Source organism: Rhodococcus sp. T7, assembly GCF_009872365.1.
Lineage (GTDB): Bacteria > Actinomycetota > Actinomycetes > Mycobacteriales > Mycobacteriaceae > Rhodococcus_F.
In genome coordinates, this window is record NZ_WXYH01000330.1 from 20,906 (window position 1) to 33,239 (window position 12,334).

General features: G+C 65.0%; 11 protein-coding genes. 6 read left to right on the plus strand and 5 right to left on the minus strand.

Annotated features, from left to right (window positions below; all coding sequences use genetic code 11):
* Positions 1-14 precede the first annotated feature (14 nt).
* Complete coding sequence (locus tag MLGJGCBP_RS28570) at positions 15-1,475, minus strand: aldehyde dehydrogenase family protein (RefSeq protein ID WP_201453223.1); 1,461 nt, start codon at positions 1,473-1,475, stop codon at positions 15-17.
* 248 nt (positions 1,476-1,723) lie between these two features.
* On the opposite strand from MLGJGCBP_RS28570, the gene MLGJGCBP_RS28575 reads away from it, so the two are divergent.
* On the plus strand, positions 1,724-5,164 hold the full coding sequence (locus MLGJGCBP_RS28575; RefSeq protein ID WP_236581414.1) for a protein kinase domain-containing protein: 3,441 nt from the start codon (positions 1,724-1,726) through the stop codon (positions 5,162-5,164).
* Between the two features lie 700 nt (positions 5,165-5,864).
* On the opposite strand, the gene MLGJGCBP_RS28580 is transcribed toward MLGJGCBP_RS28575, so the two are convergent.
* Positions 5,865-6,395 (minus strand): DUF1772 domain-containing protein, encoded by a 531-nt coding sequence (locus tag MLGJGCBP_RS28580; RefSeq protein ID WP_160099717.1) that lies wholly within the window; start codon positions 6,393-6,395, stop codon positions 5,865-5,867.
* A gap of 237 nt (positions 6,396-6,632) precedes the next feature.
* Here MLGJGCBP_RS28580 and MLGJGCBP_RS28585 point away from each other — a divergent pair, with 237 nt between their 5' ends.
* From MLGJGCBP_RS28585 to MLGJGCBP_RS28605, 5 genes are all read left to right on the plus strand, one after another.
* The gene (locus tag MLGJGCBP_RS28585; protein ID WP_160099719.1) at positions 6,633-7,139 is read left to right on the plus strand and encodes a cupin domain-containing protein; all 507 of its coding nucleotides are present in this window, start codon (positions 6,633-6,635) and stop codon (positions 7,137-7,139) included.
* A gap of 70 nt (positions 7,140-7,209) precedes the next feature.
* Positions 7,210-7,827 (plus strand): maleylpyruvate isomerase N-terminal domain-containing protein, encoded by a 618-nt coding sequence (locus MLGJGCBP_RS28590; protein WP_160099721.1) that lies wholly within the window; start codon positions 7,210-7,212, stop codon positions 7,825-7,827.
* A 302-nt stretch (positions 7,828-8,129) separates the two neighbouring features.
* Entirely contained in the window at positions 8,130-8,537 is a 408-nt protein-coding gene (locus MLGJGCBP_RS28595; protein WP_160099723.1) for a VOC family protein, read from the plus strand.
* A 54-nt stretch (positions 8,538-8,591) separates the two neighbouring features.
* Positions 8,592-8,861 (plus strand): DUF7218 family protein, encoded by a 270-nt coding sequence (locus MLGJGCBP_RS28600; protein WP_160099725.1) that lies wholly within the window; start codon positions 8,592-8,594, stop codon positions 8,859-8,861.
* A gap of 189 nt (positions 8,862-9,050) precedes the next feature.
* Positions 9,051-9,416, plus strand: coding sequence for a YtxH domain-containing protein (locus MLGJGCBP_RS28605; protein WP_160099727.1), 366 nt, complete (start codon positions 9,051-9,053; stop codon positions 9,414-9,416).
* Between the two features lie 16 nt (positions 9,417-9,432).
* Here MLGJGCBP_RS28605 and MLGJGCBP_RS28610 read toward each other — a convergent pair whose 3' ends face one another.
* From MLGJGCBP_RS28610 to MLGJGCBP_RS28620, 3 genes are all read right to left on the minus strand, one after another.
* Positions 9,433-10,131 (minus strand): hypothetical protein, encoded by a 699-nt coding sequence (locus MLGJGCBP_RS28610; protein WP_442972128.1) that lies wholly within the window; start codon positions 10,129-10,131, stop codon positions 9,433-9,435.
* Between the two features lie 82 nt (positions 10,132-10,213).
* Positions 10,214-11,503, minus strand: a complete 1,290-nt coding sequence (locus tag MLGJGCBP_RS28615) for a wax ester/triacylglycerol synthase domain-containing protein (protein WP_160099731.1) — start codon at positions 11,501-11,503, stop codon at positions 10,214-10,216.
* A gap of 56 nt (positions 11,504-11,559) precedes the next feature.
* Positions 11,560-12,186, minus strand: coding sequence for a TetR/AcrR family transcriptional regulator (locus MLGJGCBP_RS28620; RefSeq protein WP_160099733.1), 627 nt, complete (start codon positions 12,184-12,186; stop codon positions 11,560-11,562).
* Positions 12,187-12,334: the final 148 nt, after the last annotated feature.

The window sequence follows — 12,334 nt, forward strand, 5'->3', positions numbered from 1 at the left end:
GGGTGCTGGTGGTCTCACGAGACCGTGTCGGGGACCTTGTTCAGCGTGATCGTCTGATGGTTGGTGTATTCGGCGAGACCGTGCAGGGAGTTCTCGGCGCCGATGCCGGACTGCTTGTGTCCGCCGAAAACCTGATGCGGCGAGTACTGGTGCACCTCGTTGAGCCACACCGTTCCGGCTTCGAGCTGACGTCCGATCCGCTCGATCGCCTCGAGATCGTCGCCCCACACGGTGGCGCCAAGGCCCCAGACGGTGTCGTTGGCCCGGGCGATGACATCGCTTTCGTCGTTCCAGCGCAGCAGCGGCAGGATGGGCCCGAAGGGTTCCTCGGCGACCAGGCGGGAGTCCTCCGGCGGGTTGTCGACGAGGGTGACCGGGACGAACCAGCCGCCGGCCTCCGGGCCGATCTGTCCGCCGAGGGCGAAGGTGTAGCCGTTGGCCGTGCAGTCGTCGAAGTACTCCTGCACCTTCTGCAGCTGGGGCAGGTTCTGGATCGGACCCAACTGGGTCTCGGCGGCAGCCCCGTCACCGACCACCACGGTCCGTGCGTACGCGACCAGCTCGTCCCGCACGGCCTCGTAGACGTCGTCGTGGATGTAGATGCGCTTGGCGGCGTTGCAGAACTGGGCGTTGTTCTGGAATGCGGCCCAGAAGATCTGCGGGGCGACCTTCGCCGGGTCGACGTCCGGGAGGACGATCGCCGGATCGTTTCCGCCGAGCTCGAGGGTGACCCGCTTGAGCGTGCCGGCCGCGGACCGCATCACGTGCTTGCCCGTTTCGGTACTGCCGGTGAACGCGATCTTCGCGATACCGGGGTGCGCTGTGATCCACTTGCCGAGTTCGTCGTCACCGCTGACCGCGCTCAATACGCCGGCGGGAAGCAGGTCCTGCACGAGTTCGACGAGCTTGAGGTCGCACAGGGGGGTGAAGGGGGACGGCTTGACGATGATGGTGTTGCCCGCCACCAGGGCAGGCGCAATCTTCCAGACCGCCAGCAGGATCGGGAAGTTCCACGGCACGATGGCACCGACGACCCCCAGCGGCGTGTGCCGGCTGATCACGCTGCGCTCGACAGTGTCTTCGAGAACCTCCTCAGGCAGGGACTGCTTGGCGATCTCCCGGAACCACGCCACCGACCCATAGACCTCCCATTCGGCCATCGGACGCGGCTTGCCCTGCTCGGCGGTCAGCAGTGCCAGAAACTCTTCGGCGTGGGCTTCGAGCCGATCGCCGATCGCCGAGACGATGGCCTGCCGCTCGGCCAGTGGTGTCGCCGACCAGCCGGGGAAGGCGGCCCGCGCGGCCGCGACAGCCTCGTCGAGTTGGTCCGAGGTCGCAACAGGGACTTCGGCGATCACCTCGGTGGTCGCCGGGTTGTACACCGGCGCCGTGTCCTGTGCGGTCACGGACCGCCCACCGATCGTCATCGGGAACTCAGTGGGGAGGACGAGAGTAGTGGCTTCGGTAGACAACATTCATCTCCTTCAGGTGCGCAGTTCCACCGGTTGTGAGACTGCATCCGTGCCGCCCGCGTGTGGCACATATGTCCCGGACGGGTCACCGGGCGCGGCATGGGGGTTGGTATCTTCGCCAGCGAGTGGGGTGGCGATCACAGTTCTACTGACCGAGCGTGATGGGGACGTCATCTCTCAGGGAGCAAACCCTTGCCGCCTTCTATCCCCGGGGGAATAGCCGGTCGCCGGGAACCGGGGCATTGTGGCTGGTGAACGCTCGATTTTCGACGATCCTGCAGAAGCTGGTCAAGCGCATGACAACCTGCATCCGAGTCACGCCGGGGTGGCTGTCCACGAACAGCCACCCGTACCGCACGGACAGCCACGGCCCGCGTGGAAAACCCCCGCATTCCGTTGCGGCGACCGTGAGGTTTCAGATCGCACCGCCATCCCTGCCGGACGAACTGGCGGTTGCCGGGTTCGACGACGCCGAGGAGATCGGGCGTGGCGGCTTCGGAGTCGTCTACCGGTGCACCCAGGCAGCCCTGGGGCGAGCCGTGGCGGTCAAGGTCATGACCTCGCGGCGCGAGGCGTCGAATCTCGACCGATTCCTCCGGGAGCAGCGTGCGATGGGCCGGCTGTCCGGCCACCCGAACATCGTCAGCGTCTTCCAATGCGGGAGCACCGCCACCGGTCTGCCCTACATGGCGATGCAATTCCATCGTCGCGGGTCGCTGCAACATCGGATTGACAACCGAGGCGCGCTCACCTGGAGCGACTCATTGCGTCTCGGGGTTCGCATCGCCGGCGCCCTCGCGGCCGCGCACAACGCCGGCATCCTTCATCGCGACGTCAAGCCGGCAAACATCTTGCTCACCGACTATGGCGAACCGCAGCTCGCAGACTTCGGTATTGCTCACGTGGACGGCGGTTTCGAAACCGCCGACCACGTCGTCACCGGCACGCTCGCCTACACCGCCCCGGAGGTACTCCAAGGTGCGTGCCCGACTCCCGCGGCGGATGTCTACGCGCTCGCCTCGACGATGTTCTGTGCGATGACCGGTCACGCCGCGTACGAGCGACACGTCGGCGAACCGATCGTCGCCCAATTCCTCCGAGTCACTACCCAACCGATCCCCGATCTCCGGAAGGTCGGCGTCCCCGACAACGTCTGCGTCGAGATTGAACGAGCCATGTCACCGAAACCCGAGGACCGCCCCTCCACCGCCGCCGAGTTCGGAAACCATCTTCGGCGGGTGCAACGCCTCAACGGTTGCCCGGTAGACGAGATGGCTGTGATCAAAACCTGCGATCCTCACCCGACCGCCGATTCGCCACGGCCCGACACCATTCGGTCTCAGCCGGCGGCGCCCGCTCTCACCGTCGTGCCTGCCGTGCCGGACCAAGACTTACGCCCCTCCCCCGGTGCCCGCGGGAATCTCCCCGCAGACCTCACCACTTTCGTCGGACGCCGACACGACGTGGCCACCACGAAGAAGTTACTCGCCCAATCACGCCTCGTGACCCTGATCGGGACCGGAGGAGTCGGAAAGACCCGGCTCGCATCAAAGGTGGCCGCCGAATCCCATCGCGCGTTCACCGACGGTGTATGGCTGGTGGAGCTCAGCGAGGTGACCGACGGAGACTTCCTCGTCGACACCGTTTCGTCCACGCTCAGGATTCAAGAACTACCCGACCAGCACCGGCTCCACAGCCTCATCGAGCACCTCCGGTCCCGCCGATGCCTGCTCGTCCTGGACAACTGCGAGCACCTCATCGACCCCACCGCCGCCCTCGCTGAAATACTCCTCCAGTCCTGCCCCGAGCTGCGAATCCTGGCTACCAGCCGCGAACCACTGGGTCTGGGCGGCGAGTCACTCCAGCGAGTACAACCGCTGGCCACCCCAGACTCGCGAACACGGTCGATGCAGGCGATCAGCCAGTACGACGCCGTGCGGTTGTTCCTCGACCGCGCCACCACCGCCCTCCCTGAATTCGAACTCACAGAGGAGAACTGGCCAAAGGTAGCCCGCGTCTGCGAACACCTCGACGGCCTTCCACTCGCTATCGAGCTGGCCGCGGTTCGCCTCCGCGCGATCTCGATCGACCAGATCTACGACAAACTCTCCGACAGGTACCGGCTGCTCTCATGCGGTCGGCGCCGCGCGCCGGCACGCCAGCAATCACTGCGGCTGTGCATCGACTGGAGCCACGACCTCTGCACACCGCAGGAACGCACGCTGTGGTCACGACTGTCGGTGTTCGCCGGCAACTTCGAACTGGATGCAGCCGAGGCGATCTGCGGCGACGACCTAGCCCCACACAGCGTCCTCGACATCATCGCCTCATTGGTCGACAAGTCGATCTTGGTCCGAGAAGAGGAAGGCTTCACTGTCCGCTACCGCATGCTCGAAACGTTGCGCGACTACGGCCGCGAGCAACTCGGCGCCACAGAGGACCTGATGCCACTGAGGCGCCGCCACAGCGACTGGTACCGGCAGATGGCACACGACGCAGAAGCCGAGTGGATCAGCGCGAACCAGCTGATGTGGATCCTTCGATTGGATCGCGAACAACCGAACCTTCGTGACGCACTCCAGTTCCGCATCTCCCAGCAGAACCCCGATTCGATCGATTTCGCCACCGCACTCTATCCCTTCTGGTTCTCCCGTGGGCTCCTCCGCGAGGGGCGACGGTGGTTGGAAAGCGCACTGTCCACTGACAACGGTCGACATCGGGTAGACACAGTGAGAGCGCTGTGCGCCCAGAGCGTCCTCGCCGGGCGACAGGGCGACCTCCCGGCCGGGGCGCAACTACTCTCCACGGCCCGCACCGCGACCGATCACATCGACGATGAGGTCGCCCGGGCCCATCTGCACCACGCCGAAGGAATGCATGAGCTCTACTCCGGCAACATACAACGAGCCGCGACGTCATTCGCCGCAGCTCTCGCCGCACTCCACACCCACCCCACACCGTTCCTGCGGATCTCCACACTCCAAGGACTCGGACTCGCCAGCGGACTCCTCGGTGACACCGAGCAGGCGATCATCCGCAACGAAGAGGCCATCACCCTCAGCTCCGACCTGGGCGAATCGGTCTACCGAGCCCGCTCCTTCTGGGTCCTCGGCCTGCAGGTATGGCAACTCGGCAACCACGACCGAGCTACCGGGCTCCTCGGTCAAGGGCTACGGATGGCACGGATGGTCGACGACCCGCTCAGCGCCGCCTGGTGCTTGGAGGCACTGGCATGGATCCATGCAAAATCCGATCGAGCCGAAGACGCCGCGCAGCTGATGGGCGCTGCCGAAGGACTCTGGGAAAGCGTCGGCAGCACACCAGTTCACATACCCGGCCTCCACATTCATCACGACGAATGTGCACGCCAAGCACATAACACGCTGAGCAGCAAACACTTCGACGACGCCTTTCAAGCCGGCCGACACATGACGCTGGCGGAAGCCGTCGCCTTCGCACTTGACGAAGACACGCCGGTCCCCTCAGCGCACGCCGACGACACCTGCCTTCTGACCAAACGCGAGCACCAAGTTGCCGGGCTCGTAGCGGAAGGCCTGACCAACAGAGCGATCGCCACCAGGCTGGTCATCGCCAACCGCACAGCACAAGGACACGTGGAACACATCCTCACAAAATTGGGTTTCACCTCACGTACCCAAATCGCATCATGGGTGGCCGCCGGAAAACAGTGACTGCTGATGTGGCGCATTCCTCATCTTTTGTGGAGTGAACTGCGCCGTCAGGCTATCCCTCGGAGTAGTGCGTTCACGTTGCCCGCAGTTCTATCGTGTGTCCTGCAGGCACTCCTGACGGAGACCGCGCTCAGATACAGCTCGAGGCATGGCTCTATGGGTGTCGTAGGAGGGCAGAAATGACAAACAGACCAGAAGATCACGCGAACACTCGTGACGATGACTTCATGGTTCAGTTCTTCCGACGTTGGTCCGCGTTCGGCGGAGGACCCGCAGAAGACATCATGGTCAACTTCGGAATCTCCAAGCGTGAATATGAAAATCGCCTCTACGATCTCGCCTGCAGCAATCGCATTCGCAGGTATCCCCCCGAAGTGAAGGACCTGATCCTCACGTTCTGTTCGTCGCGCCAGATCCGACGACATCGAAGCGCCCCACAACCGCTGCTAGTCGCCTTTACGGCGCCCGAGCCATCCCACGAAATGTCCGCATTACTAACCTCATCGTAAGAGTCTCGAGATATCGACCCCATCCAGTGGTGCGGATCTTGTCCCGCTTTCTTGGAGGCGAAGTCACCAAGGTACGCCCGGAGTGGCGACAAGTCGTTCGCCGAAATACGCACAGTGCCGGCGCCCCGAGATGACCGAAGGCACGTTCGGTTAAGCCTTCTCGCGGGAATATGTAGTTGCTGCCCTCGGCGTTACCTCGATGTGGTGGCGTTCTCACGTCGGCCGGCAGTGAGTGCAATGCAGGAGAGGGCGGCCGCGGCAAGGCCCAGTCCCGTGCGTATCCAGTTCCAGCGATACCACGCGGTCAGCTCGGCGTGCACGGCCTGGGGTGGGAAGGCGGGGTCGAGCAGGGCGAGGTTCGCGTCCAGGAAGTAGATCGGGAGCAGTAAGAATGTCCCGACCATGCACGTCGTCGCCAGAGCCCACGCGAGGCGGCCTGGTCGGCGACTCGTGACGGTCGAGTACGTCGTCATGCTCAGCAGCACGACCGAAGCGACCTCGAACGGGAAGACCGTCGCTCCGGTGGCAGGTCCGGCTCTCGCGAATTCCGACAGGAATTCGGCCGGATCCATTTCCCGCCAGTGCGGAACAATTACGGTCTGGGTGAGCAGGGCTCCCCCGGCGAAGGCCGAGGTAACGGCAACTGCGGTGGTGTCGATAATGCGGGCTGCGCGCCTGGCCGCGAGTACGCGAGGAGACGAGGCACTCGGGGGCTGAGCCATTGGGCCACTCCGGATCTCTCGCTCGATCGGTTTCGGTCGGTGGCGTTTGCGTCGGCCACAATTCCGCACAATTCCATAGTCGCCACCTCGACGCTTTTCGTCGACAAGCAAGGGTCTGTCTGCCAAGATCTTCAAACGGCTGTGCCCCGAGACCGTTGACAATATCTGCGCCGTCGGCGAAGAGTTGAGCAGAGAACGTGTTACCCGATCTGTCGACGTCGTGAGTGGGTGAGACGCGTGGGAGCAACCGATCCCCCGCCGTTGGTCGTCCTGCCGCCGGGGACCGGGCAGACCGGCGACCTGGGCCCGATCGGGGTCGAATTCAAGCTCTGGGGCCGTGACACCGGTGGGGTGTTGTCGGTCGTGGAGCACCCATTCCCGGTCGGTGCGCTGGTGCCGCCGCATCTGCATACGCGGGAGGACGAATTCTCGATAGTTACTCAGGGTGTGATCGGATTCCGCTCCGGCGATCGGGAGGCCGTTCTCGAATCCGGCGGATACATCACCAAGCCCCGAGGCGAGATGCACGCCATGTGGAACGCCGGCACCGAACCGGCTCGCATGATCGAGATCATCAGTCCAGCCGGCTTCGAACATTGTTTCCTGGAAATGTCCGAACTGGTCGCCACCGGCGCACCGGATGTCACCCAGCTCGCCGCGATTGCCGAGCGTTACGGTCTGCAATTCGGCGAACCCGACTGGTTGCCCGACGTGATCGCCCGATTCGCCCTGACACCGCCGTGAGCCATGCCGGCACCGTCGAACAGTTGAATTCGGCGGGCGGTGGATACTGGTCGGCTGCGATAATGAGCCGATGGACGGTCCAACTGCTGATGCCTTCGACAGTGCCGCCCGACGGTTCCTCGAAGTCAGCGCCTCCGCGACAGGTCACTATGACGACCCGGGCCTCGGTGAGTGGTCCGTGCGCGACCTGCTGGGGCACACCAGCAGGTCGCTGACGACGGTGGAGACCTACCTCGACGTCGCCGGTGACGATTCCGACCCGGCAGACCTGGACGATGCCGTCGCGTACTACCTGGCCATCGCCGGTGCCCTGGCTGACACCGCAGCAGTGGCACAGCGGGGACGCGCCGCCGGCGCCGCGCTCGGGGAGGACCCGATGCCCGCGCTGACCGCGCTGGTTGCCCGGGTACCCGAGCGCGTCCGTGCCACTCCAGCCACCGCCCTGGTGCGCACACCATTCGGGACGATGACCTTGCAGGGCTACCTTCCAACCCGAACCCTCGAGCTGACGGTGCATACCTGCGATTTGGCAGCCGCCCTCGGCGTCAACGCGGATGTCCCTCACGATGCAGTAGCCGAGACATTCGCCGTGATCGGTGGCCTGGCCGCAGCACAGGGAACAGCATCCGCGGCGCTGCTGGCGTTGACCGGCCGCCTTCCCCTGCCAGCCGGCTACTCGGTCCTCTGAGTCAACCTCCCCGGGGGCGCCGTCGTCGACTGACGCGGGTCGCCCCGGCCAACCGTCGGCATTTGTTCTGAACAACACTGTTGCTCAACATTTTTCGGGGCGGCCCTCCGGCTCGAACAAGGGGGAATCCGGGCCGGAAGACCTGGCTGGCGCGCTGCCATCGCATGCTGCGCGCGCAGCGTCCACACGGAGTACCCGCGATGGTGCTGTTCATGCCCCAGCGATCACCCTGATTCGCGCAGCAGAATATGCGACGGTTGACCCACGAGATCTCCAGTGCCGAATGTTAAGCGGAGGACATCATGTTGCTCGACGGGGTCAACCATATTGCCTGGATCTCCAAGGACGCCGCCCGCCTGGGCAGGTTCTATGCCGACGTGTTCGACGCCGACGTCGGGCCGACGCGACCGCACGGCCGCGAAGAGGGCGAAACGATGACCGTCATCCGGATCGGCCCGCACACCGAGTTGAACATCTTCGTGATCGACGGCAACACCGAAGCCGAGCGTCAGACACCGATGTGGGGGCGAGGTCGCATAGACCACGTCGGTCTGCAGGCGGCCTCACCGGAAGCCTTCGCAGTGATCCGGCAGCGGCTGATCGACGCGGCCGCCAGCGATGGAACCATCAACGACTTCGGTTCTGCACAGAGCATCTTCTTCCGGGACCCCGATGGTCTCGAGGGGGAAGTGCTGATCGCCCTCGTTTGAGGCACCGAGTCCCCGGGTAGGCGGAGACCACGAATTCGATGGGAGGAGCGCCGGATGGCAACCAAGGACTCGCAACCCCAGCTCAAAGACCAGAAACTGTACGAGGAACTGCGGAAGAAGGGTGATTCCAAAGAGAAGGCGGCGCGCATCTCCAACGCGGCTGCCGACCGCGGCCGCGAGAACATCGGAAAATCGGGCGGGAAGTCGCAGTCCTACGACGACTGGACGGTCGACGAGCTCGAGAAGCGAGCCAAAGAACTCGGCTTGACCGGCTATTCGAAGCTGAACAAGAAGGAACTCATCGACGAGCTCCGCAATCACTGAGGCGGCCGCCGTGCCGGCTTCGGTTCACCAGTGGCACCGACACGTGCCGACCGATCCGATCCCGATATTCATTCGAATCGAACACCTTTCGCGTGGTTTGGGGTTTTCAGCTGGGGGCAAGCTGTGCAGAGGGCGTTCGGACGACGGTTCGGCTGATCTGCTCGTGCCACACAACAGTCAGGAGATGTCATGCAGAAATTGTTGACCTTCGCAGCGGGCGCGGCCGTGGGCTTCGTCCTGGGCACCCGATCCGGCCGGCAAACCTACGAGAAGATGAGGCACCAGTCCCTCGAACTCTGGCACAACCCCGCCATCCAGGAAAAGGTGAGCGGCGCGACGGAAACGGTGAAGGACAAGGCGCCGCAGGTGCAGCACAAGGTCGGCGAACTGGCGAAGAAGGCGACTCACCACCACACCGACACGAGTTCGGCGACGGCCCCCACCAACGGAGCGCCGCTGGGTGACGCTGCGACCCCGGCGCCGGCGGCCCCAACTCCGACCGACGCGCAAACCGCGACAGGTGTGCCGCCGACGCGCGGCGAATCTGCGGGGTGAGCCGCCTCGCCGGCTATCAGCGCGGTGGCACCATACCGGCGGGCGGAGTAGGTTCGGTGCCGAATGCGCCGAGGACGTCGCCGGTGTGTTGTTCGGCGGTGCCGTAGGTATTGGCGACGACGGAGAAGTCGGGTCCGAAGGATGCGGAGGCGACGACGCTGGAGCCGTCGTCGGACCATCCCCATTTCGTTCCGGTGACCGACGGCAATGTACCAGTGCCCCAATTCTGGTAGGTGCCGTCGACGGCGACGGGAGCGGCGGTGGCCATCCATCTGAGAACGGGACTGTTCGGGTCGGCGGTCTTCTTCGCCTCGAGGAAGGTGACCGTGTCAGCCGTGCTGGTCACCGAGTTACCCCAGAAGGCGGCGCCGCGGGTGCCGGTGAGCCGGTACTCGGCGGCGACGACGTCGATGGCTTGCGGATACTTTGCGTACGCCTGCGAGGCGGCGGCGTCGTCGCTGTCCCGGATTATTCGTTGCCCGAGTTCGAGGTCTTCGGGCGAGCCGTCACCGTGCCGGATCATGTAATCGGCGACATACAATTTCACGATCGACAGACCGGGTCGCGCCTCGCCCTGATTCGCGGTTCCCATTCTCGTTCCGCTGGGTGTGTGTGCAAACGACAGCGCGGTCCGAGGGGGAACGTCCGCGATTCCGCTGGGGGTCGGGGCGGCCTGTGCCTGTCCGGTGGCTACGCAGACAACTCCCCCTGCCATCAGCACTGTGACGACCGCGGACCGCATTCTGCGTGATGCGGATCTGGATGCCATGGTGTCCGTGTACCCATCCCGGCAGACTTCAAGGCGTCGATGCGGCGTCACGCAATTCGGCGTACGAATCTTCCATCGCCACCGCCAGTCGGGCAACATCGGGCAGCGCTTCGGGGTCGGTACAAAGCCCGATTCCGACGATCCCGGCGCAGGAGATCGCCGAGATCCGCAGCGCGTGGTGAACGGCGGGCTCCGAGGAGGAGAAGAGCCGCTCCACCCGGCGTCCGGACACGCTCACCGGCACGCGCGGGCCGGGAACGTTCGAGATCGCGAGACTGAACTCGCGCGCGCTGCCCGCGAGTCTTTGCACAGCCGTCCCGACGCGCTTCACGCGTCCGAGAGCGTGGAAGAGATCGAAGAGCTCGTCGGCGTCGTCGAGGTGTTTGCGCTTGCTGGTCTCGGCGCTGATCCGGTCGAGTCGGATGAGCGGATCGGCCTCGGCGAGCGGCAGATCGATGTTCAGGAAAGAATCGCGGTTTCCGACCTCCGCTCCCTCGTTCCGATGGTGAAGGCTGACCGGAACCTGAGCACGCAGACGCGGCAGCGCAGCGTCGCCGGCCGAGAGCCAGCTGCGCAGGCCGCCTGCGACGATCCCCAGAAGTACGTCGTTGACGGTTGCGCGGGTGGGGCGCGAGGCGCCTATTGCTTTCAGCTCGGAGAGCGGGGCGACGGTGAACGCGAGTTCGCGAGCGGCACTGATCGGACGGTCGAACGGCGAGCGTGAGCCGCGATGGCCCAGTTCACGATGCACGGCCGCGGGCAGCCGCAGCACCTCGTCGACTCGCGAACGCTGCCCCGAATCGGCGCGAACACCCGGACGCGACCCGTGCGGGGCCGGTTCGACGTGTCGATCCCAGAGCACATCGTGCAGGAAGCGCACCGCGCCGATCCCGTCGGCCATCGCGTGATGGATCCGGACGGCGATCGCCTCGCGCCCGTCGTCGAGCGGACCGAGCAGATCGAACGTCCACAGTGGTCGCTCGTGGTCGAGGTGCTCGGACATCAGCGTGCTGACGGCCCGCCACAGATCGGCCCGCGTCGCACACGGCTCTTCCCGGCGCCGGATGTGATCGCTGATGTCGAAGGCGGTGGCCGCGGTCCAGCGCGGCTCCGGACCCGAGGCGTCGATCCGCTGCGTCGCGCGCGGCTCGCTCGAAAGGCGCTCCGCCACCGCGGTTCGCAGGGCCTCCAGGTCCAGCGGGCCGGGGCTCGGTTCGAGAACCACCAGCTTCAGGGTGTGGCCGGATATCACCGCCGATTCGAGCCCCAGAATATGGGCATCGTCGGCGGAGAGCCGATCGGGATCCTCGCGGGTCACCTCGGCAAGTCTATTCGGTCTGCACGTCGTCGGACCAGAAACGTCGAACCAGCCGATTACGTCGCTCCACCGGCAGGGCCCACCGGACTCCCCGTGACGGCGACCGCAGATCCCACCCATCGGCGCAGGTACGCACGCAGTTCGTCCTGGCTACGCGGCGGATTTCCCGGCGAGATGAAGAACGACTGCATCGTCCGCAACTGATACTCGACGAGCTCACGGAGGGCGTGCTCCCCGTAGCCGTGCCGTTCCCAGTCGACGTCGAAGCGCCTGATCATCGTCATTCCGAAGGTGAGGGCTTCCTCGGACGTGATGCCCTCGGCATGGGAATGGGAACCGGACAGCATGATGCCGAGCTGCGGAACGCGGGGCGCTTCGTTGAGCGTGTAGATCACGGCCTCGACCACAGCTTCTGCTGGATCCTCGATGCCGGCGACGTGTTGCGTCAGTCGGTCGAGGAATCCGTCGACCGCGGCGATGGCTGCGGCTCGGAGGAGGGAGTCGGTGCTGGGAAAGTACCGGTAGACCGTCTGACGGATGACGCCGAGGGATTCGGCAACGTCGGCGATGCTGATCGCCGTGCCGTTCCGGCTGATGAGCTCGACTGCGGCGATGACGATTCGACGGGACGCTTCCTCGTCACTTCCGGGTGGGCTGCCACCCCACCCACGCCTGCCTGCCATTGCCCGTTCCTTACCTCTCGCAATGCGTCGTCGGCCCGAACGTACTGCACGGACGACGGCACATTGCCCGACCTGGACTCAGAGGTTACCGCGAGCGCGCCTCACTTCCGGCCACTGCCGTTCTCCCCGAATCCGCCGAAAAGTAATC